Annotated in this window: 24 protein-coding genes and 5 tRNA genes; 18 read left to right on the top strand and 11 right to left on the bottom strand. The window is 48.7% G+C overall.

The genetic code is table 11. The features are described from left to right. The first annotated feature begins 256 nt into the window (after positions 1 to 256). The 6 genes from QP794_RS04815 (at position 257) to QP794_RS04790 (ending at position 9,116) form a co-directional block, all read left to right on the top strand. On the top strand, positions 257 to 1,459 hold the full coding sequence (locus QP794_RS04815) for an outer membrane lipoprotein-sorting protein (protein ID WP_024630717.1): 1,203 nt from the start codon (positions 257 to 259) through the stop codon (positions 1,457 to 1,459). Positions 1,460 to 1,918: 459 nt separating this feature from the next. Then, positions 1,919 to 3,106, top strand: coding sequence for an alanine racemase (alr, locus tag QP794_RS04810; RefSeq protein WP_285075153.1), 1,188 nt, complete (start codon positions 1,919 to 1,921; stop codon positions 3,104 to 3,106). Positions 3,107 to 3,368: 262 nt separating this feature from the next. Next, positions 3,369 to 3,650: a CopG family ribbon-helix-helix protein gene (locus QP794_RS04805; RefSeq protein WP_024630715.1), complete on the top strand. Its 282-nt coding sequence runs from the start codon at positions 3,369 to 3,371 to the stop codon at positions 3,648 to 3,650. Between the two features lie 3 nt (positions 3,651 to 3,653). Continuing rightward, positions 3,654 to 4,004, top strand: coding sequence for a type II toxin-antitoxin system PemK/MazF family toxin (locus QP794_RS04800; protein WP_024630714.1), 351 nt, complete (start codon positions 3,654 to 3,656; stop codon positions 4,002 to 4,004). Positions 4,005 to 4,238: 234 nt separating this feature from the next. Beyond that, the gene (locus QP794_RS04795) at positions 4,239 to 6,428 is read left to right on the top strand and encodes an alpha-galactosidase (RefSeq protein ID WP_285075152.1); all 2,190 of its coding nucleotides are present in this window, start codon (positions 4,239 to 4,241) and stop codon (positions 6,426 to 6,428) included. A gap of 465 nt (positions 6,429 to 6,893) precedes the next feature. Then, a complete protein-coding gene (locus tag QP794_RS04790; RefSeq protein ID WP_079350832.1) occupies positions 6,894 to 9,116 on the top strand; it encodes a Tex family protein in 2,223 nt (740 codons plus the stop codon). Between the two features lie 153 nt (positions 9,117 to 9,269). Here QP794_RS04790 and cmpA read toward each other — a convergent pair whose 3' ends face one another. Together cmpA and QP794_RS04780 are read right to left on the bottom strand one after the other, a co-directional pair. Continuing rightward, positions 9,270 to 9,413 (bottom strand): cortex morphogenetic protein CmpA, encoded by a 144-nt coding sequence (cmpA, locus tag QP794_RS04785; protein WP_090808144.1) that lies wholly within the window; start codon positions 9,411 to 9,413, stop codon positions 9,270 to 9,272. Between the two features lie 204 nt (positions 9,414 to 9,617). Continuing rightward, the gene (locus tag QP794_RS04780) at positions 9,618 to 9,974 is read right to left on the bottom strand and encodes a hypothetical protein (RefSeq protein WP_053781679.1); all 357 of its coding nucleotides are present in this window, start codon (positions 9,972 to 9,974) and stop codon (positions 9,618 to 9,620) included. Positions 9,975 to 10,094: 120 nt separating this feature from the next. Here QP794_RS04780 and QP794_RS04775 point away from each other — a divergent pair, with 120 nt between their 5' ends. The 3 genes from QP794_RS04775 to QP794_RS04765 all read left to right on the top strand — a co-directional run bounded on the left by QP794_RS04775 (position 10,095) and on the right by QP794_RS04765 (position 10,805). Continuing rightward, the gene (locus QP794_RS04775; protein WP_024630710.1) at positions 10,095 to 10,556 is read left to right on the top strand and encodes a SprT family protein; all 462 of its coding nucleotides are present in this window, start codon (positions 10,095 to 10,097) and stop codon (positions 10,554 to 10,556) included. A 79-nt stretch (positions 10,557 to 10,635) separates the two neighbouring features. Continuing rightward, positions 10,636 to 10,711 (top strand) — tRNA-Asn (locus QP794_RS04770). Positions 10,712 to 10,716: 5 nt separating this feature from the next. Further along, positions 10,717 to 10,805: transfer RNA gene (locus QP794_RS04765), tRNA-Ser, on the top strand. Positions 10,806 to 11,029: 224 nt separating this feature from the next. On the opposite strand, the gene QP794_RS04760 is transcribed toward QP794_RS04765, so the two are convergent. After that, positions 11,030 to 11,728 carry an ArsR/SmtB family transcription factor gene (locus QP794_RS04760; protein ID WP_285075151.1) on the bottom strand — a complete coding sequence of 233 codons (699 nt, stop codon included), beginning with the start codon at positions 11,726 to 11,728 and terminating at the stop codon, positions 11,030 to 11,032. A 168-nt stretch (positions 11,729 to 11,896) separates the two neighbouring features. Here QP794_RS04760 and QP794_RS04755 point away from each other — a divergent pair, with 168 nt between their 5' ends. Next, positions 11,897 to 12,496 (top strand): flavin reductase family protein, encoded by a 600-nt coding sequence (locus tag QP794_RS04755; protein WP_079351046.1) that lies wholly within the window; start codon positions 11,897 to 11,899, stop codon positions 12,494 to 12,496. Positions 12,497 to 12,713: 217 nt separating this feature from the next. After that, positions 12,714 to 13,385 (top strand): MgtC/SapB family protein, encoded by a 672-nt coding sequence (locus QP794_RS04750; RefSeq protein WP_079350829.1) that lies wholly within the window; start codon positions 12,714 to 12,716, stop codon positions 13,383 to 13,385. A 54-nt stretch (positions 13,386 to 13,439) separates the two neighbouring features. On the opposite strand, the gene QP794_RS04745 is transcribed toward QP794_RS04750, so the two are convergent. Then, the gene (locus QP794_RS04745; RefSeq protein WP_079350828.1) at positions 13,440 to 14,336 is read right to left on the bottom strand and encodes a Cof-type HAD-IIB family hydrolase; all 897 of its coding nucleotides are present in this window, start codon (positions 14,334 to 14,336) and stop codon (positions 13,440 to 13,442) included. Between the two features lie 3 nt (positions 14,337 to 14,339). Further along, complete coding sequence (locus QP794_RS04740; RefSeq protein WP_285075150.1) at positions 14,340 to 15,116, bottom strand: DeoR/GlpR family DNA-binding transcription regulator; 777 nt, start codon at positions 15,114 to 15,116, stop codon at positions 14,340 to 14,342. Between the two features lie 304 nt (positions 15,117 to 15,420). Between QP794_RS04740 and QP794_RS04735 the strand changes: the two genes are divergently transcribed. The 5 genes from QP794_RS04735 to QP794_RS04715 all read left to right on the top strand — a co-directional run bounded on the left by QP794_RS04735 (position 15,421) and on the right by QP794_RS04715 (position 16,914). Beyond that, positions 15,421 to 15,492, top strand: a tRNA-Glu gene (locus tag QP794_RS04735). A 107-nt stretch (positions 15,493 to 15,599) separates the two neighbouring features. Beyond that, positions 15,600 to 15,675 (top strand) — tRNA-Lys (locus QP794_RS04730). A gap of 17 nt (positions 15,676 to 15,692) precedes the next feature. Further along, a tRNA-Leu gene (locus tag QP794_RS04725) sits at positions 15,693 to 15,775 on the top strand. Positions 15,776 to 15,947: 172 nt separating this feature from the next. Beyond that, the gene (locus QP794_RS04720; protein WP_285075223.1) at positions 15,948 to 16,376 is read left to right on the top strand and encodes a helix-turn-helix domain-containing protein; all 429 of its coding nucleotides are present in this window, start codon (positions 15,948 to 15,950) and stop codon (positions 16,374 to 16,376) included. Positions 16,377 to 16,497: 121 nt separating this feature from the next. Next, positions 16,498 to 16,914, top strand: a complete 417-nt coding sequence (locus tag QP794_RS04715) for a helix-turn-helix domain-containing protein (protein ID WP_285075149.1) — start codon at positions 16,498 to 16,500, stop codon at positions 16,912 to 16,914. A gap of 153 nt (positions 16,915 to 17,067) precedes the next feature. Here QP794_RS04715 and QP794_RS04710 read toward each other — a convergent pair whose 3' ends face one another. Genes QP794_RS04710 through QP794_RS04685 form a run of 6 tightly spaced genes read right to left on the bottom strand, consistent with a single transcriptional unit; the run spans position 17,068 to position 21,845 of the window. Beyond that, the gene (locus QP794_RS04710) at positions 17,068 to 17,973 is read right to left on the bottom strand and encodes an urease accessory protein UreD (protein WP_285075148.1); all 906 of its coding nucleotides are present in this window, start codon (positions 17,971 to 17,973) and stop codon (positions 17,068 to 17,070) included. Continuing rightward, the gene (gene ureG / locus QP794_RS04705; protein ID WP_024630701.1) at positions 17,945 to 18,667 is read right to left on the bottom strand and encodes an urease accessory protein UreG; all 723 of its coding nucleotides are present in this window, start codon (positions 18,665 to 18,667) and stop codon (positions 17,945 to 17,947) included. Before ureG ends, QP794_RS04710 begins: the two co-directional genes overlap by 29 nt. Before the next feature lie 38 nt (positions 18,668 to 18,705). Beyond that, complete coding sequence (locus QP794_RS04700; RefSeq protein ID WP_285075147.1) at positions 18,706 to 19,404, bottom strand: urease accessory protein UreF; 699 nt, start codon at positions 19,402 to 19,404, stop codon at positions 18,706 to 18,708. Between the two features lie 15 nt (positions 19,405 to 19,419). Further along, positions 19,420 to 21,138, bottom strand: coding sequence for an urease subunit alpha (gene ureC / locus QP794_RS04695; RefSeq protein ID WP_285075146.1), 1,719 nt, complete (start codon positions 21,136 to 21,138; stop codon positions 19,420 to 19,422). Then, on the bottom strand, positions 21,135 to 21,524 hold the full coding sequence (locus tag QP794_RS04690; RefSeq protein ID WP_285075145.1) for an urease subunit beta: 390 nt from the start codon (positions 21,522 to 21,524) through the stop codon (positions 21,135 to 21,137). Before QP794_RS04690 ends, ureC begins: the two co-directional genes overlap by 4 nt. Positions 21,525 to 21,542: 18 nt before the next feature. Continuing rightward, a complete protein-coding gene (locus QP794_RS04685) occupies positions 21,543 to 21,845 on the bottom strand; it encodes an urease subunit gamma (RefSeq protein ID WP_285075144.1) in 303 nt (100 codons plus the stop codon). Positions 21,846 to 22,105: 260 nt separating this feature from the next. Here QP794_RS04685 and urtA point away from each other — a divergent pair, with 260 nt between their 5' ends. Both urtA and urtB read left to right on the top strand, forming a co-directional pair. After that, entirely contained in the window at positions 22,106 to 23,356 is a 1,251-nt protein-coding gene (urtA, locus tag QP794_RS04680; protein WP_285075143.1) for an urea ABC transporter substrate-binding protein, read from the top strand. A gap of 153 nt (positions 23,357 to 23,509) precedes the next feature. Then, positions 23,510 to 24,415, top strand: coding sequence for an urea ABC transporter permease subunit UrtB (urtB, locus tag QP794_RS04675; RefSeq protein WP_285075142.1), 906 nt, complete (start codon positions 23,510 to 23,512; stop codon positions 24,413 to 24,415). Positions 24,416 to 24,419 lie beyond the last annotated feature (4 nt).

Here is a 24,419-nt window from a genome sequence, read left to right as displayed (position 1 = left end):
CTACATCATAGCGGTATGTAATTGCATTGGTTGAGTTGTTATCTGTATTTACTATGAAGAATCTGGTTGAATTTCACATCCTACTCGAGACTGATTTTGTTACCCAATAGAGTATTGCGGCATTTGGAAAAAGGGAATGCTTGTCAAACTAGTCCGCATATATCGAACAAGTCCCTCATAACATGTACTAATCAAGTAGGGGTTCTGCTGTACGCACAATCCTGAAGTGAAAACATGTGCTAAAGGGGATGATGTCATGCGCCGAATATCATGGATGCTTGCCATGGTATTGGTCTTATCGACCTTACTTGCCGCCTGCGGGAAGAAGGATGCGGCAGCCGTGGTCAAAGATCTGAACGAAGTCGTAGGAGAAATGGAAAGTTATCAGGGGGCAGGCGTCATGACGCTGCATACCGGAGATACGCCGCAGCAGTACAAGGTCGAGGTATGGCATCAAAAGCCTTCGTATTATCGTATCGCGTTAACGAATGCCAAAAAGGATGTAACGCAAATTGTACTGCGTAATGATGAAGGCGTATTTGTCCTGACGCCGAGCCAGAACAAAAGCTTCCGTTTCCAGAGTAACTGGCCAGATAATCAAGGCCAGGTTTACCTCTACGAGACGCTGATCCGCAGTATAACAGGTGATTCGACCCGCCAGTTTGCCGATGAGAAGGAAAGCTATGTTTTCGATGTAGCTGCCAACTACAATACACATGCATTGGTCAGACAGAAAATATGGTTAAACAAAAGCGATTACGCACCGAAGCAGGTAGAAGTATCTGATTCGAATGCCAATGTGGTCGTGGATGTGAAGTTCGATAGCTTCAAATTTGGTACCGAATTTGAGAAAGACGCGTTTGACATGCAGCGTAATATGACGGCTGCTTCAGAAAATGGTGGCAAGGCCGGTACGGACTCAGGCGCGGCTCCTGCTGGGGATGGCAAAGAGGCTACCAATCCTCAAGCTGCAACAGAGGAAGGTTCTGCATCGAATCCAAGCGGAACCGTTAGTGATGGACAGACCGGTGTGAGCGATAACGCCGAGCAGCAAGGTTCGGAAGATCCAGCCAGCGGGCAAGGCACGGAAGAACCGACATCGGCAGAGCCGGACGGCACAGGCAGCTTCGGGGTTATTCAGCCGACCTACGCCCCAGAAGGAGTCAAGCTGAAAGACGATCAGATCGTGGAAGGATCAGGAGACTATTCGGTTATGCTCCGCTATGAAGGAACGTATAATTACACGATCTTTGAGGCACGGCCGCAGGACAGAGCCGTATCGCTTGCCCCATCCCGTGTTCTGGATCTTGGATTCACCCTTGGAATGATAAGCGGAGATGCGTTGCAGACACTAACATGGATGTCAGATGGAGTGGAGTACAGGATTACAAGCGCAGATTTGCCAGATACCGAGATGATTCAGATTGCGACCTCCATGCAGGAAGAGTCAGGGAAATGATTTGGAAAGTATAGTCGTCCTAACATAAGGAATGCTAAGAAGCATCGGAGATGATTTCTCCGGTGCTTTGCTGCATACACAGGTCATTGTCCCTGGTTTATATCCGTAATTTGCAGGATTTAATTTCAGTTGAAGGTAGTAGTATCAACAGGCTATGATCCTGCGTAAGATAAGCAAGGAATAGGTCCGGTGCACTCAATAATGCAAAACACGCTTCTACGCGGGAGGAACCGGGTAAATAATACGATATAAGCAGATCAGTTAAGTTATGGAGAGATGAATATCTCATTCATGGTCTCGCTTATAGGTCTTATTCTGCGTTTGCTCCCGACTCCAGGATACTACTCCTGTATGTGTTTTGGTCTGCAGATCTTTCGTTCATTTGACAGTCACATGCTTGAGCATTACGATGGAGTCTGACGTGAGCCGGATTAAGATGATTAGAGAAGGTGACTTAACGTGCAAGAACAATATCGGCCGACCCAAGCGGAAATCAATTTGGATCATTTGCGCAACAACGTAGAAGCTTTCCGTGAAGCATTGCCGCAAGGCAAGAAACTGCTCGCCTGTGTGAAGGCTAACGCCTATGGACATGGGGCAGTGGAGACGGCCAGGGAACTGGAACGAGTTGGTGTGGATTACTTAAGTGTAGCTTTTCTTGACGAAGCGCTTGAATTGCGACAACACGGAATTACCCTTCCGATTCTGGTATTGGGCTACACGCCGCCAGAAGGCATCGCTGAAGCATGGAAACATGATGTAACCATTACGCTGTTCAGTAAGGAAGTGCTCGACGCCATTCAACATTTGGAGACGGGAATTTCCTCTCGTAAGCTAAAGGTGCATATCAAAATTGACAGCGGCATGGGCAGGCTTGGCCTGCTGCCTGGCGACGAGGCACTTGCTTTCATTCAGGAAGCAGCCAAGCTGAAGCAGGTCATGCTGGAAGGTATGTTTACTCATTTTGCCAAGGCGGATGAAAAAGACAAGACCTATACACTGGAGCAGTATCGACGGTTCCAAGGCGTGGTTGATGCGTTGCGGGATCAGGGATGTGTCATCCCGATTATACATACGGCGAACAGCGCCGCTACCATTGATACACCGGAATTGTCGGATGATATGGTTCGTGTAGGAATCAGCCTGTACGGATTATACCCGTCGGCAGAGGTGAATCATCAGGTAGTGAAGCTTTCCCCGGTATTGACACTGAAGACGAAGGCGGTTCTGGTCAAAACGCTGCCGCCCCACTGGGGTGTCAGCTACGGAACCCGTTATGTAACACAAGGGAACGAACGAATAGCGACCCTGCCTATCGGCTATGCAGACGGATTTTCAAGAATGCTGTCAGGTAAAGCACAAGTGCTTGTACGCGGCCGTCGTGTTCCCGTCGTCGGTACGATCTGCATGGATCAGTGTATGGTGTCGCTACAATCTTTTGCTGCAGAAGCAGAAGAAATTCAAGTCGGCGAAGAGGTTGTTCTCATCGGTCACCAATCAGGTGCAGTTATAACTGCAGAAGAGGTGGCATCTCAGCTCGGTACAATTTCCTACGAAGTGATCTGCATGATGGCGCATCGAATCCCTCGGGTCTATACCCGTAATGGAGCAGTAATCGCCAGAATCAACCCTCTTTTGACATCCTGACAGCTCGACTGGACGCTATTTCCAATAAACTTTTTTTCAGAACAGAAGGAAAACTGTCGGAGCATCTCGAATTATGAATGATGACTGGGATGAAAAATCCTGAAAAGAGATGTTTGGTCTGTACGAATAATGTTCCCCGTGTTTATAATGGGAGTACAGCATACTTGATATACTCGGGGCATATATATTCCTTTGTATAAAAGTTCTGGAAAAACGTAATACTGGTTCACAATGGCGAAAGGTTTGTGGGGGTGGAAGAAAGGTGGCCAACTTGCAGAACACCAAGCGGATCATGATCAGTTTGCCTGATTATCTTTTGCAGGAAGTGGATGGCATCGTAGCGCTGGAGAATTCCAACCGCAGCGAATTGATTAGGCAGGCCATGAAGCTGTATTTGACGGAGCGTAAGAAACGTTACATCCGTGAATCGATGCAGCGAGGGTACATGGAGATGGCGAAGATTAACCTCACCATGGCATCCGAGGCCTTTCACGCGGAGGAAGATGCGGACAGCACTCTGGACCGCTTAGTTAGCGGGGTGTAGACATTGATCGTAAAACGCGGTGACGTTTTTTTTGCGGATCTTTCTCCCGTTGTCGGTTCCGAGCAAGGTGGAGTCAGGCCGGTTCTGGTTATCCAGAATGACATCGGCAACCGGTTTAGTCCTACTTGTATTGTGGCGGCGATCACCGCCCAGATCCAAAAGGCAAAGCTGCCGACGCATGTGGAAATTGATGCGGCGGCACACGGCTTTGACCGGGACTCGGTTATTTTGCTCGAACAAATACGGACGATTGATAAGCAGAGGCTGACCGACAAGATTACCCATCTGGACGAGGAGACCATGAAACTGGTCAACGAAGCCTTACAGATCAGCCTGGGTTTAATCGATTTTTAAGGCATCAGGCAGTTGTTTCTTTGTTCTGCCGTGCCGCCCGTAGACAATGGATGTTCCTTGCAGGAACACACAATTTCAGACAGCAATCAAAAGAGCGTACAACAGCCTAACGGCTGGGGTACGCTCTTTTGATTAAAGCTTCATGAAAGCGTAGAACATTTAGAGTCTTTTCGTTATAATGATACCTGAGAAACCGTTTACGTTAATTAACATATATAGAGGTGGAGGAGACATATGAGCATTTATATTGACCAGGAGAAACTTCAATTTCATCTACAGACTCAAAAGGCAAGCTACGTATTTCAGGTGCTGCCTTCGGGATATTTGGTACATTTATATTATGGCAAAAGACTGCGTGATACCGATCTGAGCTGGCTTCATGTGCGTACGGAGCGGGCCTCATTCAGCCCGAATCCGGTACCGGATGATCGGACGATCTCCTTCGACACGTTGGCGCAAGAGTTGCCAGTATACGGTACGAGTGATTTCCGTAATCCGGCAATCCAATTGCAGCTTGAGAACGGTTCAACTGTTTCGGAATTTACGTATACAGGCCATCGACTGATCAAAGGAAAGGCAGCGCTAACCGGGCTGCCGGCAACTTATGTTGAGTCTGACGATGAAGCGGAGACACTCATCGTTGAACTGGAAGACCGTGTTGCAGGGATCAAGATAGAACTTAGCTACACGGCCTTTACGGCATTTAATGCGATTACGCGTTCCATGCGTATCGTTAATGAGAGCGCTGCCTCGGTAAATATTGCACGTGCGCACAGTTCTTCCGTTGATTTCCCACATGCCGATTACGAATTACTGCAGCTGTCAGGAGCATGGACGCGTGAACGGGACATCGTTCGCAGACCACTTGCTTCCGGCCTGCAAGGCATCGAGAGCCGTCGCGGCTCAAGCAGTCACCAGCAGAACCCGTTCATTGCTCTGATGACACCGGGTACAGACGAAGATCAGGGTGAAGTCTATGGGTTTAGCCTTGTATATAGCGGCAGCTTCACTGCACAGGCGGAAGTGGATCAGTTCCACACCACTCGTGTATCGCTGGGAATCAATCCGTTTGAGTTCGGCTGGAAGCTGGATTCGCAGGAGTCATTCCAGACGCCTGAGACGGTCATGGTTTATTCGGATGCTGGTCTGGATGGCATGTCTCAGTCGTATCATCAACTGTATCGCGAGCGCCTTGCACGTGGCAAGTTCCGCAATGCAGAGCGTCCGGTTCTGGTCAACAACTGGGAAGCGACCTATTTTGGCTTCAACGCAGATAAGATTGAGCAGATCGCCCAGGCAGGGAAGAAGCTTGGTATTGAACTGTTCGTACTGGATGATGGATGGTTCGGACATCGGGACAGTGATAATTCCTCACTCGGTGACTGGATTGTGGACAAGAACAAACTGCCACAAGGCCTGGATGATTTGGCCAACCGGGTAACCAGTCTGGACATGCAGTTCGGACTATGGTTCGAGCCTGAGATGATTTCGCCTGACAGTGAATTGTACCGTGCTCATCCGGACTGGTGTCTGCATGTGCCGGATCGCCGCCGCACGGAAGGGCGCCAACAATTGGTACTCGATTTCTCCCGTCAGGATGTGCGAGATGAGATTGTACGCATGTTAAGCGATGTGCTTGGATCTGCGCCGATCACTTATGTGAAATGGGACATGAACCGAAATATGACGGAAGTGGGATCTGCATTGCTACCAGCAGACAGACAGCGTGAGACTGCGCATCGGTATATGCTTGGATTGTATGAAGTCATGGAACGGATTACTTCAGCGTTTCCGGATATCCTGTTCGAGAGCTGTTCAGGTGGTGGCGGCCGTTTTGATCCAGGTATGCTGTATTACATGCCGCAAACGTGGACCAGCGATAATACGGACGCGATATCCCGTCTTCGTATTCAGTATGGTACAAGCCTGGTATATCCGGTAAGTTCAATGGGGTCACATATCTCAGCGGTTCCCAATCACCAGGTTAATCGAATTACTTCTCTAGAGATTCGTGGACATGTCGCCATGTCCGGTAACTTTGGATACGAATTGGATTTGACTCGATTCACAGAGGAAGAGAATGCCATTGTAAAGGCTCAGGTAGAGCTGTACAAGGAAATTCGGGGAACCATTCAATACGGAACGTTCCGGCGCTTGCTAAGTCCGTTTGAAGGAAATGAAACGGCATGGATGTTTATTTCACCAGATGGCAGCGAAGCCGTTGTATTCTACTTCCGTGTGCTGTCTGAACCCAATGCACCGCTCCAACGTCTGAAGTTGAAGGGGCTGGACCCTAACGCGGATTATCGCCTCAAAGGCGGCTCCGAGACGTTTACAGGGGATGCGCTGATGTATGGCGGGATCTCCGTAGGTCGTGCATCGGGAGACTATCTGAGTGAAATGTTCCGATTCGAACGGGTCTAAATAAGTTGAACTACAGATTATTTACACGGATACTACGATGACAGAACAACCTTCCAATCGCTGTTATCCCCAGATTTTTTTCGATTCCCTTTTCTTAAGGGGAAAATCCGGGGATAAAGGCGAACGCTTCGCTTTTTCAGGTTTTTTCTGTCCTCTCCGTCATCGTGTAAATGAGTAGTTTCACTTATTTAGAGTTCAATTGCATATAAAGTCCTAATGAGGAAGACCGAACAGCGTCGCGTTGACGTTTTTCGGTCTTTTTTTGACGTAATGGGGAAGGCTGGAGGAAGACGTAATTCTGTCAGAACTTGTATGCCAGTGGAATGATGGAAATCTGGACGTGATTTTGTGATAATATAGGGTAGAGTGGTTGAAGCAAATGGTTCAATCAAAATGTAATTACAGCAGCAAAGCTGCCCTGAACAAGCTTCAACTGAACGATTCAGGAAGGAAAGAGGGATTTATTTGTCTGAACAGGAAACGGTTCTGGAACCCAATGAAGAAACAATAAAGGCAGAACGCCATGAACGAATCATCAAACAGGTAGCCAAGGAACTGTCACTGTCCTTGAAGCAGGTCCGCACAACGTCGGAGCTTCTGGACGAAGGCAATACGATTCCATTTATCGCCCGCTACCGTAAGGAAATGACTGGAGAGCTGGATGAGAACGAGCTGCGGCTCATTGAAGAACGCATCGTATACTTGCGTAATCTCGAAGACCGCAAAGTGGAAGTCATCCGTATTATAGAGGAACAAGGCAAGCTGACCGGAGAACTGAAACAGTCCATCACCCAGGCAGTTAAGCTGCAGGAAGTGGAGGACTTGTACCGTCCGTTTCGCCAGAAGCGGAAGACCCGTGCCAGTGTAGCGAAGGAAAAAGGTCTCGAGCCACTCGCTGTATGGATCTGGGGTCAACCGAAGCAAGGGAATGTCCTGGAGGAAGCGGCGCGTTATATTAATGCTGAACTTGGGGTAGACGATGCAGAGGTCGCACTTCAGGGAGCTAAGGACATCTTGGCTGAAAATATTGCAGATGATGCTGCTATTCGTGCCTGGATTCGTCGTTATACGCTCGACCATGGCATGCTGACCTCGGAAGCGAAGGATGCGGAGCAGGAGTCTGTATATGAGAACTACTATGATTATCGTGAGTTAGCCAAAAAAATGCCTCCTCACCGCATTCTCGCCATTAACCGCGGTGAACGTGAGAACATTTTGAAAGTGGGTCTGGACGTACAGCCTGAACCGGCTCATCGTCATATGGAAGGGCAGATCATCAAGGGTGCATCTGCGGTTCAGGACATTTTGCGTGCTGTGATTGAAGATGCTTACAAACGATTGATTGCCCCTTCGATTGAGCGTGAGGTTCGTGCAGAACTGACGGAAAAAGGTGAAAACCAAGCGATATCCGTATTCTCGGCTAATCTTCGGAATTTGCTGCTTCAGCCACCAATTCATGGCAAACGTGTGCTTGGTGTCGATCCTGCCTATCGTACCGGCTGTAAGCTGGCTGTGGTCGACGATACGGGCAAGCTGCTTGAAGTGGCTGTTACGTACCCAACGCCACCACACAACAAGAAGCGTGAAGCTGCCGAGGTCTTCCATCGGATGATCAAGCAGTATGATATCGGATTGATTGTTATCGGTAATGGTACAGGGTCCCGTGAGACGGAACAGTTTGTTGCCGAGATCATTCAGGAGAACGGTGACGAAAGTCTCGTGTATCTAATCGTTAATGAAGCAGGAGCGAGTGTGTATTCTGCATCCAAGCTGGCCCAGGAAGAATTCCCGGATCTTGACGTTGCCGAACGTAGTGCTGCTTCGATTGCCCGCCGGGTGCAAGACCCGCTGGCTGAGCTGGTCAAGATCGATCCAAAAGCCATTGGTGTAGGTCAATACCAACATGATGTATCTCAAAAAATATTGGAAGAAAGCTTGAAGGCTGTTGTGGAATCCGCAGTTAACCACGTGGGTGTGGATGTGAATACGGCTTCGCCTTCACTGCTGTCATATGTGGCTGGTGTAAATGCCACTATTGCCAAAAATATCGTGAAATACCGCGAAGAGAACGGCCGATTCACGAATCGTCGCCAGCTGCAGAAGGTGCCGCGTCTGGGTGCCAAAACCTATGAGCAATGCGTAGGCTTTATGCGGATTGGCGAAGGGGAGAACCCGCTGGATCGTACACCGATTCACCCTGAATCGTATAAGGTGGTTGATCAGCTCTTTAAAGAGCTTCAGGTTGAACTGGACAAGCTGGGCAGCAAGGAACTGTCTGTTCTTCTGTCTGAGCAACAACCGGAACAGCTGGCTGTGAAGCTGGATGTGGGTGTACCTACACTGCGTGACATTCTGGACAGCTTGCAGCGTCCGGGTCGTGACCCGCGTGAGGAAATGCCGCTACCGATCTTCCGCACCGATGTGCTCAAAATTGAGGATTTGGTGGAAGGCATGGAGCTGCAAGGCACGGTTCGCAACGTAATTGACTTTGGTGCATTTGTCGACATCGGCATCAAGAGTGACGGGCTTGTCCATATCTCACAGCTGAGCAACGGTTACGTCAAACATCCGATGGATGTGGTATCTGTCGGGGATAATGTAACGGTTTGGGTGATGAATGTGGATACCAAAAAAGGCCGTGTCGGCCTCACGATGAAGAAGCCTGCTTCTTCTCAGCAGTCTTCCTAATCCAGCACAATGCTCGGAGAACAGCCTTCCCTGTAAGGGGAAGGCTGTTTGTTGTCAGCTATAATAGTACTGTTGCCCGTACTGTATTCTTCGAAGGGATTTTATGAAAGAAGTGAGAGCTTGAAGTGGACGAAAGAGAGTGGTGTCAGATGCTTAAAGTTCGCTGTCCGCGCTGCGCGGGGTGCCACTTGTCGGTTTGTTTCGGTAAAAGAACCAACATTCGTTCAGCAGCTTGATCTGTCTGCTGTCCTTTTTGTGAAATGCACGCATCAGTTGATTGCAAAGCCATTGAGGCAAGGGTATCTCCTCCTCTTGCATAATTCATCTGTACGTTAGCATATGTGGCAATAGCCTGGACTGTGCGGATTAACCAGTGAGGAACACGGAAAATTCAATATCTATACGGATATGGATTAAAGGGCGAAAAAAAAAGCACAACTCCTGCTTTTAGGAGATGCGCTTTTGGTTCCATCCTGCATGAAAAATAAGTCCATAAGTGGATTAGAGTGATTCCATCTCTTCTTCATACCATTGCTCTAATTGAGCCTGAAGCGCACGAATTTCAGTGAGCAGAGAAATCAAAGGATATTCACTTTCTCTAAGTGCTGCGAAGCTTTGTTCAAGGGCATTGATATAATCAAGGCCTCCGATAATGGAGAGTTGCTCGTCCAGAAGGTCAAGATTGTCACATTCAGCGATTGCCCAAGGCAGAACAGGTACATCTGCTGCGGTAAGTTTGTCAATTTCTTTGTGCAGGCGCAGGTTGAGCGCACTGAGTTGATAAGCGTAATCGGCGGGCATTTCCACAAACTGCAAGTGCTGTTCCTGCTGCAGGATGACGTAGCGCATTGTAGGCATAACGAGTAATAATCTCCCCTCATACATTCTACTTGACAGTGTAGCCTACGAAACGGTTAAAATTCAAGTATTATGGCGGAAAAACAAACGGCCCAAGGGGAATGAAAGGAGGGAAAACCGATGGAAAATGAGGAATTGCAGCAATGGATTGAGCAGGTGTCGCTGGATCATTTCGGGGTTCCGTTCACTCACGAGGCGCTGTTTAACCGTCGTCTGACCACGACAGGTGGGCGTTATATGCTCAAGAGTCACCGAATAGAAATTAATCCTCATCAGCTCGAAGCCTATGGGCGGGAAGAGGTTGAGAAAATCATCAAGCATGAACTGTGTCACTATCATCTGCACATCCGTGGACGCGGCTACCAACACCGGGACCCGGAATTCAAAGCCTTGTTGCAGAAGGTGGGCGGTTCGAGGTTCTGTCAGTCCCTTCCGGATGGAAAGGGCAGAAAGCCACTACCGTATCGCTATAAGCTGGTGTGCAAGAGCTGTGGCACGGAATATTTGCGTAAACGCAAAGTGGATCCGAAGCGGTATCGCTGTGGTCGTTGTGCGGGCAAGTTAGGAATTCAGAGTATCTAAAGCTTATTAAGAAAGTCATCGGAGGCATGTTGACTTGGAATATTAATCATGATAAATTTAGGATATTCAAGATCAATATTCCCTGATAGCTCAGTTGGTAGAGCACTCGACTGTTAATCGAGTTGTCACAGGTTCGAGCCCTGTTCGGGGAGCCATTCTTGGAGAGATACCCAAGTGGCTATAAGGGGACCCTCTGCTAAGGGGTTAGACTGCGTAAGCGGTGCGAGGGTTCGAATCCCTCTCTCTCCGTTCTGATTTACTTCTCTGTACAAGGGATGAGAACCCTAAAGGTTCGTCGAAGCATACGCTTCGTAAGGAATACATCGCAGTCTCGAATGAAGTGAGAGTATCCCTCTCTCTCGTTCTGAACAAAACATAATCCCCCTACTCAAGAACCATTTAACGGTTTGTGAGTAGGGGGATTTTTGATGTATCGTCATTTTGCTAATGTACACGAATGCCTAATTGCCGCCCTACAATGAAATACCCAATACCTCGTACAAACCCTTCTTGCCGACTTCCGTGACTTCAACCGAACGGCTGCCTGCCTTCTGACGGGTCCATTTCAGTTCAGACAAGCGGCGCCCGAGTTCGTCTCCCAATACACCGGAGATATGATGACGGCGTTCACTCCAGTCCAGACATTTGCGAGCCATAGCGCGACGCGATCCGGCTTTACCTTCAAGTATGATGCCAAAAGAAGTGAACCATTGAATCCCTTTCTCTGTAATGTGGTAATCCTTGGCCTGCTCATCCTCAGGTTCTTCGAGATAACCTTCCCGCAATAAAGCTTCGCACAACGATATCCCCAATTTTCCGGCCAGATGCCCATAACAGGTTCGAGCAAAGCTCAGATGTTGAAGCTGATCAGACTGTTTGAGGGACCTCACTTGAACTGGTGCAGCGATACTACCCATTGTCTCAATCAGAAAAGCAACCTCCTTGCCTGCAAGTCGATAGTATCGATGTCTCCCTTGCTGTTCAACGACGAGCAGCCCGCCTTCGACCAGCTTCGCGAGATGACTGCTTGCCGTTTGGGGGGTAACACCCGCCATGTAAGCAAGTTCGCCTGCAGGAAGTGCACGACCATCCAACAAAGCTTCCAAAAAAATAGCACGACTGGGATCAGCAACTAACGACGCAACAGCGGATATATTCGGATATGCATTCATACTTCGATGATACCTGAACTATTGGTGTATTACAATTCAATGTGTATGAATGACGATCCAAGAGATCACTGGATGGATTGAAGAATGGAGGAAGAAGCAATGTATACAAATGACAGAACGAAAGATGGTCCTGAACCAGAGAGTCACCGAGGTTCAAACCGAGAGTTGATGCAGCATGAGGTGATAACTCCAAGTATTTTGTACTATGGCACACCTGTATTGTTACTGAGCACGTTAAACGAAGAGGGGACAACAAATCTATCTCCACTTTCTTCATCCTGGGCACTCGGCGACTGCTTGGTACTTGGAATTGGTATTCAGGGCAAAGCCTTTGAGAACCTGAACCGACGCCCTGAATGTGTAATTAATCTGCCCGATGCATCCATGTGGGAGCAGGTTGAGATACTGGGACGTTATACGGGGAAATATCCCGTTCCTGAAGAGAAAAGAAGGATGGGGTTTGAATTTTGTGATGATAAATTTGCTGCTTCTGGACTGACGCCTCAAAATTCAGTTCTGGTTGAGCCGAATAAAATAGCGGAGTGTCCGCTCCAGATTGAAGCCGCGGTACAACACATACGTATTCCCGAACACACGCCTTTCATGGCGATTGTGGAAGTAAAAGCGTTGAAGGTACATGCTCATCACCGCCTGATATCAGATTTGAACAAGATTAACCCAGAGAAATGGAATCCTTTAATTTATAATTTCCGACATTATTATGGACTTGGAGAGCGGCATGGGGAGAGCTTTCGGGCAGAGAAGTGATGTATTAGGATACTAAATTAGCATACGCAATCCATAAGTGATACAAAATATACGAAGTGGGGCCAGTTAGGGCACCGCTCGCTTCTTTCGGCCTACATTGAGAATTATTTAGGAGTTCGTCCGGTGAATGTATAAGTGCGGCTATTTTATTAGTCAAGGATTGGGTAAATAGTAAAGAAAGATACATGTAAGCATATACATAAGAGAGGTGATGAGCATGGAAACGGAATACTTGATGCGTGTACTCATAGCTGGCATATGCGGCGTGTTGATCGGATATGAGCGCAAGAACCGAATGAAGGAAGCGGGAATACGTACTCACTTTGTTGTTGCTGTGGGTGCAGCATTAATGATGATAGTATCCAAGTACGGCTTTCAGGATCAGGCAGGCTGGGTGAATCTCTCGCTTGACCCATCCAGGATTGCTGCACAGGTGGTCAGTGGGGTCGGCTTCATTGGAGCCGGCATGATCTTCACACAGCGCCATACGGTCCGAGGATTGACGACAGCGGCGGGAATTTGGGCGACTGCAGGAATGGGACTGGCTGTTGGTTCGGGATTGTATTGGACAGGTGCGGGGGTAACGCTGCTTATTGTTCTGGCCCAGATGCTGCTGCATCGGCCGACACGCTGGTTGGTATCCGCGAGAACAGAGACGTTGACCATTCGACTGCTAAAGGAAGGGGACACCCTCAAAACCGTTTTGGCTTTGCTGGGACAGGAAAAAATCTCGGTAATCGGATTCAAAACAGAACAGCAAACAAGCACAGACTCCGGAGAGGAGACAGTGCTTGAATTCACTCTGCAACTGCCCGGTTCATATCGGGCCGAGCAGCTAATTATTTTATTGCAGGATGTGCCTCACGTTCGATCCGTTGATATGAGGTGAGCCCAGGCCATCGTTAGATCGCTAGGTCCTCATACCGAACATCACAAGAAGCGATTACTGACCGCCTTCAATGACAGTCTCCGGCTGGGAAACAGGCTTGCCTTCAAGAACACAATGAATGGCATGTGCGACACCATGCTCCACATTAGTCAACGACACAGCTTTGGCAAGCGCCTTAATCTCCGGTTCAGCATTGCCCATGGCAATACCGAGTCCTGCCATTTTTAGCATGGATACGTCGTTGAAATTATCACCAATGGCAGCTGTATCTTCCATGGAGATGTTCAAATGCGCAGCCAGTTTGGTTAAGGCATTACCTTTGGATACATCAGGATGCTGCATTTCGAAGTTGTGTTCAGAGGATACCACCATGGCTACATCGGAGCGTGAAGCAAAGTATTCGCGTCCCTGCTGCAATTGAGCGGGGTCCAATGAAAAGGCCATAATATTATAAATGAAAGCTTCGGAAGGAATTTCTTGATGGGAATTAACGCGGTGGTAATCTTTCTTGTCATAGTGCTTCTTAACAGCTCGAATGAGGCGTTCAATATCCTCCCCAGGACTCGAACCCAGAATGCGATCCATTTCAGCGAGCATCGCCTCATGACTGCCTATAGGGGCGTAGATTCCCTGTTGTGTGGAGGCCTCGTAGTAGCAATGATGATCTTCCAGCCACTGCATGACGGATGCTGCCGTTTCACGCTCAAGTGGAAGATGGAAGAGGCGCTCACCGTTGGCATCATGGATGGTAGCTCCGTTGGAGCCGATGACTGGTGTGTTAATTCCGCCTTCGCTGCTTATCGTTAATACGTCGGAATAGACCCGTCCTGTAGCGATCGTAACCTTCAATCCTTCTTGTTGCGCCTTATGGATTGCAGCTGCGTTTTCCGGGCTGATCTGACTGTCTCTGTTCAACAGGGTTCCATCTAAATCGGTAGCAAATAATTTCATATGTTACAACTCCTTTTCAATTGTAGGTTCAGGGATGAGAATCTCCACTTGCTGTTCGGTCAAAAAGGTCCGCCAATCCTGGGAAGGCCATTGATCTGTAATTAACATATCAACGAGTGACCAGTCCGCAAAACGATAACCATAACGCTTATCAAACTTGGAATGGTCAGCGAGTACAATAACCTGTTTCGCAGCTTGCATCATTTTGTGCTTGATCTTTCCTTCTTCTTCGGAAGCGCTGAAGCCGTCCATCGTAATTCCGCCAATGCCGATAAAGGCTTTGTCTACATAATAGTGGGAAAGAGTTTCGATTACGGAAGTGCCATAGACATAACGCTGCTCTTTATCGACTTTACCACCAAGCAAACGAATCTCGACAGCTGTATGATTGGAGAGAAGTTCAGCTGAGTAGATGGAATTGGTAATGACGGTACAGGATTTGCCGTTCAGATTTTCGGCACAAGTCTGCACTGTAGTGGAAGAATCCAGAATAATCTGTTCGCCTTGGCGGACGATCGCAGCGGCTAGTTTGCCAATAGCTCTTTTTTCATCGGAAATGTGGAGCAGACGATCTTTATAAGATCGATGCTCAACTGGTGGAACGGGGAGAATTGCACCGCCGCGCGTTCGGATGATGGCATCCTGTTCTTCGAGCTTGATCAGATCCCTTCGAGCCGTGTCCCGGGAAACGTCAAACAGGGATACAATATCCTCAGCTGAAATACGATTGTGTTTACGTAGGTGCTCAATAATCAGCTGCATTCGTTCTTCCTGAAACAAACGTGCCGCCTCCTTATACGTAGCTGACCGTGTTTATAACTGATAGGTTAATTATAAGTACTAATAATGATATTTGCAATATTATAAGTGAATGTAAGTGTATTTAAGTTTTTTGATATTAATTTTACAAATTACGATGATTACGGTGATAAATATGTGAAAGAGATTTTGGAGTGAGTAGGCTCTTAAGCTCATGAAGAAGGGGTAAAAAGGAGAGAATAAAAAATCGAAAAAAAGTGTTGCACATTTTATTTAGCCTGTGATATACTCATTCTTGTCGCCAAGAAAGACAACTTGTTAATAAGGCCCGTTGGTCAAGGGGTTAAGACACCTCCCTTTCACGGAGGTAACAGGGGTTCGAATCCCCTACGGGTCATTATCTTCACCACCTCAGGGATGTACAATCCTGATGAGGAATCCTCATAAAGTCATAGCTCCTGAACAAAAGAGTTACGCATGGCACATCCGGTGAAGTTACAGCAAGAGCCATTAGCTCAGTTGGTAGAGCACCTGACTTTTAATCAGGGTGTCGAAGGTTCGAGCCCTTCATGGCTCACCATTTTTACAATTAAATATGCGGTCGTGGTGGAATGGCAGACACGCTATCTTGAGGGGGTAGTGGGTGTATACCCGTGGAGGTTCGAGTCCTCTCGACCGCATCACAGCAACAGACGTTATAAGATAGACTCTCATGATTATTCATGGGAGTCTATCTTTGTGTTATGAGAAATACCAGAACGTATTCCTGGGATTAAAAGGCTGAGGATTCAGGAAGGTTGTGGTATAATTTAGGTACATGTAATGATTATTACGGTTGGAAGGCGGTTCTGTATGCAGTCGATCTATGAGCGAATTGAACACCTGATTGCCGAACGAGGAATGACCAAGAAGGCTTTCTGCCAACAGCTGAAGATCAGCACGGGCAATCTGGGTGACTGGAAACGCGGTAAATCTATTCCGAGTACGAATAAACTAATCGAGATTGCTTCGTTTTTTGATGTGAGCCTGGACTGGCTCATGATTGGCCGTCCATCCAAGGAGGCGATGGTGCGGGAAAAACGGGAGGATTATTTTTTTGACGTGTTGCGGCAATTGAATTGCCAAGAAAGCGAATTATCGACTGTGGAACAGTCTTTTATCAGTGAATATATTGAGTTTACCCGTTATCGTAAATCCAAGGAAAGCAAAAATTCAGGCGACTTTCGTTACAATGGAGAAGATAAGCCGGTAGCGGATGAATCGGTGCAGCGGAAAGATTAAGCACTTCTCTTCATTACAATTTTTATGTAATATTATGGAATAATCGGTTTTGATCATTTGTTCGGCAATGAATTGGAGAGACGTAAAATTTTTAAGTGATTCGGATGGGAGGAAGTTCTGTATGCAGTCGATCTATGAGCGAATTGAACATCTAATTGCCGAGCGAGGGATGACCAAGAAAGAGTTCTGTAAACAACTGAAGATTAGCACAGGTAATCTGGGTGACTGGAAACGCGGCAAATCTGTCCCGAGTACGAATAAACTCATTGAAATTGCTGCGTTTTTTAATGTGAGCCTGGACTGGCTCATGATTGGCCGTCCATCCAAGGAGGCGATGGTGCGGGAAAAACGGGAGGATTATTTTTTTGACGTGTTACGGCAATTAGATTGCCAGGAAAGTGAATTATCGACTGTGGAACAGTCTTTTATCAGTGAATATATTGAATTTACCCGTTACCGCAAATCCAAGGAAGGCAAAGATCCAGATGACTTTCGCTACAAGAGAGTGGATACGCCCGAAGACGACGACACGTTATAGCTCCAAGTGTGATTTGACCGGCTAGCTTGGATACGCTCAAAAACCTCTGAACAGATCCGAATCCATTCGGTAAGCTGTCCAGAGGTTTTTGGTTTTTTAGAACAGTGCACATAATGAGTTTTCGAATGGCTCGTCGGATCGAATTAAAACCGTTTATTTGCGAAAAGCCAGCGTTTGTTTCCCCAAAAGATCGGGTCGAAGAGTGTTCCAAATCTGTAGGCACTGCTCCTGAAGTTCCCAGGCTGCTATTCCGAGCAAACGAACACCAATCCCGCCTGTAGCGAGCAAGCTGGCCCCGGCAAGCATGCGACCATCTGGGGGCAGAATGGACCGTATGGAATCCAGCTGTGCTGCACCCAATCCAGGGGCAATCATCCATAAAGCCGCAGTGTGGGTGTAGTCTAACAACGCTGCGGATGATTTCGGATCATCGGATTCTGGTTCGAGCCCGAAGCTATCCCAGACGGCTAATTGCTTCCCTTGCCAGATTTCTGTCAGACTGCGATAACGCTTGAACTGAAAGGCTTCCCCTCGATGAATTCGTCCAGCGGACCAGATATCCGCATACGCAAGTACGGCTTGTTCCCCCAGCTCAAAGGTCGTGGTGAGTGAGGATGAACTGCCTTTAAACGGAATAACACATTCAGGAAAGTACTCCAGCACCGCTCCTTGTTCCAGTCGGAAGTGATGGTTCACAGATGACGGAACAGTAGGTGTGGGATGAAGCCTCGTGGCTGATGTGCTGCTTAGCATTACGTGAGTGTTCTGGCCCAACTGCCATTCGGATCGATAATGATCACCGTTCAGCACGCCTGGAGAGACGTCTGAAGTGTATATACATAATTCATCTCCGCCACCCGGAGGTCGAAAGGATCGACTGAACCGGAGAGGGGCGCTATAATACCGATCAGTCATGACGGTGCGCCCGCCTTGAAGAGCGAAAGTGGCCCGAAGCTCGCTGCGGCGTATCACGGCCTCTCCGGCACTGCAATTCAGTCCGTGTTCAACTCCATGTAGAGAGGAGGATGAATTAGTGGCTGTGTGTCGTACCGTGCTCATGGGTGTGCGTATGCAGATGCGCAGCGGAAGCATCGTCATCCATATATTGATGTTCAAGCCAATGGACAATTTCGGATACCCCTTCACCGCTCATCAGGTTTGACATCACATATGGCCTTCCTTCACGTACCCGTTCGGTATCATCCTTCATCACTTGCAGACTTGCGCCAACATAAGGAGCAAGGTCAGTCTTGTTAATCAGCAGCAGGTCTGAGCGTGTAATACCCGGACCACCTTTGCGAGGCAGTTTTTCACCCTGAGCCACGTCAATAATATAAATGAATACGTCCGCCAGTTCCGGGCTGAACGCAGCAGAGAGGTTGTCGCCACCGCTTTCGATAAAGATCAGCTGCAGGTCAGGAAAGCGTTCGATCAATTCATCAACGGCTTCGAAATTCATTGAGGCATCCTCTCGAATAGCGGTATGCGGGCATCCCCCTGTTTCTACACCGATAATGCGTTCCGGTGCGAGCGCGTTCTGACGCAGCAAAATCTCGGCATCCTCTTTCGTGTAAATATCATTGGTAATAACGGCCAGGCTGTAGCGTGTGCGCAATGCCTTGGACAGCTTCTCCACCAGGGCTGTTTTTCCTGAACCTACCGGCCCGCCGATTCCGATTCGCATCGGGCGACTCCGATCAAATACTTTACGTTCCCATCCTGCATGATGCGTATGATTAGCTCCTCCACACATAACAAATTCCTCCTTGGTTTTGAATTAAATAAATATAGTCAGGACATGAACAGACGGGCTGGCAGACTCTCATGCCTCATGGCATAGATTTCCTGGGCAATACCGAAGCTGTGCATATCTTCCGGGTCGTTATCCCGGATTTGAGACCATTCTGAATCAATATCGTTCAAAAGTTTCTGAATAAGCATCTGTGCCTCGGTTTGCCCGATGGGCAGAAGACGCAGAGCACTATTAACATAAGCGTTAACAGAGGTGTACAGATGTCCAGTGACGGCTTCGTCCAGTCCGATTTCCAGTTGATAATTGATGTAGCCGTGAATCGTTGTGATGCCGCAAAAGGCACCGTGATCCTTTATGGCTTCATCGATTAGAGAAAAGTCCATCCATGGGTAAAGTGACCTCGCGAGCTTGAGTAATCGCTTCCCCATCTTGTGTCCGCTTTCCCGCAGCTCCCTGGGGGTCCGCTGGGCGTGTACGCGTTTGTCATAAAGGCCCAGAAGGGCGGCGTCCTGTTGCTCGATAGCTTGGTAGACACCTTTGATGGCGAGGCCATCGATCCGCACGAGGCTGGAATGAAGCTGGCCGCGAATGAACTGTTCGAGCTGGGCAGTGGTCCGTATCCTGCCTTCATGAGTGTATGCCTCCAGACCGAACGAATGGGAGAACCCGCCAATGGGCAGGGCCGAATCCAGCAGTTGAACATAACGGAGCAGTTTCGTGCCACTGTGCATCATCATGCGTATCCCCCTTTGTCAAAACATGAAATAGCGTTGAGCCATCGGCAATTCATCCGCAGGTTCGCAGGTGAGAAGTTCACCATCGGCCCGAACCTCATAGGTTTCGGGATCGACTTCGATGACGGGGGTGACGTCGTTATGAATCATGTCCTTTTTGCTCACGGAGCGGCAGCCTTTGACAGGTTCTACGCGTTTGTTCAAGCCCAATGTCTCCTTGATTCCTGCATCTGCTGCGGCTTGGGAGACAAAAGTGATCGACCCTTTGGCAATTGCGCCGCCGTAGGCACCGAACATTGGTCTACCGAATACGGGCTGCGGCGTAGGGATCGAAGCGTTGGGGTCACCCATCTGGGCAAAGGTGATCATGCCGCCCTTGATGACCATCTCGGGCTTTACTCCGAAATAGGCCGGGTTCCAGACGATCAGGTCTGCAAGCTTGCCTACCTCTACGGAACCGACGAGATGGCCTATACCGTGAGCAATAGCCGGATTGATCGTATATTTGGCAACATACCTTTTGATCCGATCGTTATCGGAAGGGGAGCCTGAGGTCAGTTCAAGCTTGCCTCGCTGCTTTTTCATCTTGTCGGCGGTTTGCCAGGTGCGAATGATGACTTCACCAACCCGGCCCATCGCTTGCGAATCGGAACTGATGATGCTGAATACGCCAAGATCATGCAAAATGTCTTCGGCCGCGATCGTTTCGGGACGAATCCTCGAATCGGCAAAGGCAACATCCTCAGGGATGGACGGGTCCAGATGGTGACAAACCATCAACATATCGAGATGTTCTTCTACGGTATTGCGTGTGTAAGGACGAGTTGGATTGGTTGAAGAGGGGATGACGTATGACTCTCCGGCAGCGCGAATAATATCTGGAGCGTGTCCGCCGCCAGCACCTTCCGTATGGTAGGTATGGATCGTGCGTCCGTTAATGGCTGCCAGTGTATTTTCTAGAAATCCGGTCTCGTTCAGCGTATCGGTATGAATGGCTACCTGAACATCATGCTCTCCGGCTGCGGTCAGACAGGCATCAATAGCGCTTGGCGTTGTGCCCCAATCTTCATGCAGCTTCAGTCCAATGACACCGGCTTCAATCTGTTCAATTAATGGAGCGGTGCTGGAACTGTTGCCTTTGCCGAGATAACCGATATTCATGGGAAATGCCTCTGCGGACTCCAGCATGCGGTGGATATGCCAGGCTCCGGGTGTACAAGTAGTGGCTTTGGTGCCGGTTGCAGGTCCTGTGCCGCCGCCGATCATGGTTGTTACTCCTGAAGATAATGCCGTTTGAATCTGTTGAGGACAGATAAAATGAATATGGGTGTCAATGCCTCCAGCGGTCACAATCATGCCTTCCCCGGCAATAATTTCAGTTGAAGCGCCAATGACCAGTGCAGGATCGACTCCGTCCATCGTATCCGGATTGCCGGATTTGCCGATTGCGCAGATGAGGCCATCGCGGATGCCGATGTCTGCTTTTACAATCCCCCAATGATCAATGATGACGGCGTTGGTGATGACTGTATCAGGCGTACCATCACTGCGAAGGGCAGATGTGGACTGACCCATTCCATCACGAATAACCTTGCCCCCGCCGAATTTGCTTTCATCCCCATAGACCGCATAATCATGCTCAATCTCCGCCCATAGTTCTGTATCTGCCAATCTGACGGCATCCCCGGTCGTCGGCCCGAACATGGACGCGTATTGTTCCCGGCTCATTCGTTTCATATAGGGTCCCCTCCGTTCTGCACAGGGGGTGCGAAGGCCTTCAGAAATGTTTCCAGTTTCTGTGGATCAGGTGGCTGATCTGCCGAACCCTCAGTTAATCCGTTAAATCCATAAATCTGACGTTTGCCGCCAAATGTGGTGAGTTCGACCGGTTTTTCTTCACCGGGTTCAAACCGGACCGCAGTGCCTGCCGGAATGTGCAGGCGGTGGCCGAAAGAGGAAGGGCGATCGAAGTCCAACGCAGCATTGACTTCATAGAAGTGAACGTGAGAACCGACCTGAACGGGACGGTCGCCGCGGTTCAGTACAATCAGACGCACGGTTGAGCGATCGGGATGACAGATGATCTCATCATCCTGTTTTAAGCGATATTCACCAGGGATCATGGAGTTCTCCTGCCTTTCTCAGCGTATAGGTTCATGGACCGTGACCAGTTTTGTTCCGTCAGGAAAAGTGGCTTCCACCTGTACCTCAGGGATCATATCGGGCACACCATCCATGCAGTCTGCACGTGTCAGGATCGTGCCGCCGTATCTCATCAACTCTGCGACACTCATGCCATCGCGTGCGCGTTCCATAAGTTCGGAGGTCAATAATGCGATTGTTTCGGGAACATTCAGTTTTAGTCCGCGTCCTCTGCGTTCGCGGGCGAGGTTAGCGGCCACGGTAATCAGGAGTTTTTCTTTTTCCTGTTCAGTCCAGTGCAAGGCAATCCGACCTTTCCCTTAGATAGTCTATATCGTCATGGATCATGTTATATGTTAAATATACTCACACAGGGTGGACCCTTTGTCAATATGGTTCTGATTATATTAGCAGTATGCATGAAACGAGTATGCAAGAAATAAAATTGTGTAAGCATTATTGACACGGTGAGTGTGACCCTCCATAATTTGGATCAACGAACATTTCGGACGTATATGACCTTAATGTTCGTCAATAGACTAAAAAAAGGGAGTGTAGGCTATTGAAGAAAAGGTCGGTCAAGTTATGGAGTGTTTTGCTCGGTGCAGTCATTGCGTTGACGGGATGTGTGGAAGGTGGCGCGCCGCCTGAGGCATCGGGTTCCGGTGGGACGGGAGAACCTGCTTCGTCCGGAGATACGATTAAAGTAGGTGTTCTTCACTCCCTGAGTGGAACGATGGCGATCAGTGAAGTGTCGGTTAAGGATGCGGAGATGCTTGCCATTGAAGAGATCAATGCAGCGGGCGGAGTTCTGGGTAAACAAATCGAGCCTGTGGTTGAGGACGGCGCTTCCGATTGGCCTACATTTGCGGAGAAAGCAGGAAAGCTGCTGCAGCAGGACAAAGTAGCCGCTGTATTTGGCGGATGGACCTCTGCGAGTAGGAAAGCGATGCTTCCGGTGTTTGAACAGAACAAAGGTCTGTTGTTTTATCCGGTGCAATATGAAGGATTGGAATCATCACCCAACATTTTTTATACAGGAGCCACAACGAATCAACAGATCGTACCGTCTGTAACCTGGTTGCTGGAGAACAGGGGCAAGAAGTTCTACCTGCTGGGTTCAGATTATGTGTTCCCGAAAACGGCCAATCAGGTCATTAAAGCCCAGTTGGCAGCTGAAGGTGGCGAAGTGGTAGGCGAAGAATATACACCGCTGGGGCATACGGATTACAGTACGATTATCAGCAAAATCAAGGCTGCCAAGCCGGATATTGTGTACAACACGCTGAACGGGGACAGCAATGTCGCCTTTTTCAAACAATTGAAGGATGCCGGGATCTCTTCGGAGCAGTTGACCACTCTGTCAGTGAGTGTGGCGGAGGAAGAAATCCGGGGGATTGGTGCGGATGTGCTGAAAGGGCATCTGGCTTCGTGGAACTATTATCAGACAACAGATACTCCTGAAAATAAAACATTTGTAGAGAAATATAAAGAAAGATATGGAGCTGATCGGGTGACGGCCGATCCGATTGAAGCGGGATATGTGGCGGTGTATCTGTGGAAAGCAGCTGTAGAAAAAGCCGGATCAATCGATGTTGAAAAGGTGAAGGAGGCCGCCAAAGGTTTGGAATTCGATGCACCGGAAGGAAAAGTGACGGTGGATGGAGAGAACCAGCATATCTACAAAACGGTGCGGATAGGCGAAGTGCAGGAAGATGGACAGTTCAAGGAGTTGTGGAACTCGGGCGCTCCAGTCAAACCTGATCCGTATCTGAAAACGTACGAATGGGGTGCTTCCCTTAGTAACAAATAGCAAAGGCATCTCACGTCAAAACTGCTGAATAACTGACGAGGGTGAGACAACACACCCTCATACAACATTACGGTAAAGCGTTGATGTGGAATGGAAATGGTGTCTTGTATCCATTTTCGTTTCAGATGTTCACAGCATGAGGGGGGAAAGGCGATGGATATGTTTGTCCTGCAACTGTTCAATGGGTTAAGCATCAGTTCCATCCTGCTGCTGATTGCTTTAGGGCTCGCAGTTACGTTTGGACTGATGAATGTCATTAACATGGCTCATGGTGAATTGATCATGATCGGCGCTTACGCAACGTATGTGACGCAGAACCTGTTCATTTCATACGCTCCGCCAGCGTGGTTTGATGTCTATTTTATTGTGGCTTTGCCTATCGCCTTTGGTGTGGCGGCTCTTATAGGCTGGTTGCTGGAAGTGGTGCTGATCAGACATCTGTATGGGAGGCCGCTCGACAGTCTGCTTGCGACATGGGGCGTAGGTATGATGCTGCAACAATTGGCCCGAACGATATTTGGAGCACCAAATGTAGGAGTATCCAGTCCGGCTTGGCTTAACGGAGGTCTGACCATCGCGGACGGCATTGTGTTTCCGTACAAACGGATTTTCATTATTGTGCTGGTTGCGATTGTGTTGTTGTGTATGTACTTGTACATTTATCGGACTTCTTCCGGGAGACGGATGAGAGCGGTGATGCAGAATCGAAGTATGGCGGGCTGTCTTGGGATTTCCACCAGACGAGTGGATGGCATGACCTTTGCCATTGGTTCGGGCATTGCCGGGATCGCTGGATGTGCCTTGACGCTCATTGGCCCGATTGGCCCTTCACTGGGTACGTATTATATCGTGGATGCATTCATGGTGGTTGTGCTAGGTGGTGTCGGGAAACTGGCGGGGACCGTGTGTGGTGCGCTCGGAATTGGCATGTTCAATACGTTATTCGAAACGTATACCTCCGCCTCCATCGGCAAGGTGTTGGTATTTGTCTGTATTGTAGCTTTTCTCCAATGGAAGCCGCGCGGGCTCGTTGCCATACGGACCCGGAGTCTGGATTAATGCG

The sequence above is a fragment of the Paenibacillus sp. UMB7766-LJ446 genome (assembly GCF_030226665.1).
Classification (GTDB): domain Bacteria; phylum Bacillota; class Bacilli; order Paenibacillales; family Paenibacillaceae; genus Paenibacillus; species Paenibacillus vandeheii.
Note: the sequence above shows the minus strand (reverse complement) of the source record. Positions and strands in the feature narration are given on the sequence as shown.

Bases quoted from the DNA above. Each gene is read 5' to 3' on its own strand.
- QP794_RS04815 (WP_024630717.1), top strand. From the start codon at position 257: ATGCGCCGAATATCATGGATGCTTGCCATGGTATTGGTCTTATCGACC.
- QP794_RS04795 (WP_285075152.1), top strand. From the start codon at position 4,239: ATGAGCATTTATATTGACCAGGAGAAACTTCAATTTCATCTACAGACT.
- QP794_RS04780 (WP_053781679.1), bottom strand. From the start codon at position 9,974: ATGCCTACAATGCGCTACGTCATCCTGCAGCAGGAACAGCACTTGCAG.
- QP794_RS04775 (WP_024630710.1), top strand. From the start codon at position 10,095: ATGGAAAATGAGGAATTGCAGCAATGGATTGAGCAGGTGTCGCTGGAT.
- QP794_RS04760 (WP_285075151.1), bottom strand. From the start codon at position 11,728: ATGAATGCATATCCGAATATATCCGCTGTTGCGTCGTTAGTTGCTGAT.
- QP794_RS04755 (WP_079351046.1), top strand. From the start codon at position 11,897: ATGCAGCATGAGGTGATAACTCCAAGTATTTTGTACTATGGCACACCT.
- QP794_RS04750 (WP_079350829.1), top strand. From the start codon at position 12,714: ATGGAAACGGAATACTTGATGCGTGTACTCATAGCTGGCATATGCGGC.
- QP794_RS04745 (WP_079350828.1), bottom strand. From the start codon at position 14,336: ATGAAATTATTTGCTACCGATTTAGATGGAACCCTGTTGAACAGAGAC.
- QP794_RS04720 (WP_285075223.1), top strand. From the start codon at position 15,948: ATGCAGTCGATCTATGAGCGAATTGAACACCTGATTGCCGAACGAGGA.
- QP794_RS04715 (WP_285075149.1), top strand. From the start codon at position 16,498: ATGCAGTCGATCTATGAGCGAATTGAACATCTAATTGCCGAGCGAGGG.
- QP794_RS04710 (WP_285075148.1), bottom strand. From the start codon at position 17,973: ATGAGCACGGTACGACACACAGCCACTAATTCATCCTCCTCTCTACAT.
- ureG (WP_024630701.1), bottom strand. From the start codon at position 18,667: ATGTGTGGAGGAGCTAATCATACGCATCATGCAGGATGGGAACGTAAA.
- QP794_RS04700 (WP_285075147.1), bottom strand. From the start codon at position 19,404: ATGATGATGCACAGTGGCACGAAACTGCTCCGTTATGTTCAACTGCTG.
- ureC (WP_285075146.1), bottom strand. From the start codon at position 21,138: ATGAAACGAATGAGCCGGGAACAATACGCGTCCATGTTCGGGCCGACG.
- QP794_RS04690 (WP_285075145.1), bottom strand. From the start codon at position 21,524: ATGATCCCTGGTGAATATCGCTTAAAACAGGATGATGAGATCATCTGT.
- urtB (WP_285075142.1), top strand. From the start codon at position 23,510: ATGGATATGTTTGTCCTGCAACTGTTCAATGGGTTAAGCATCAGTTCC.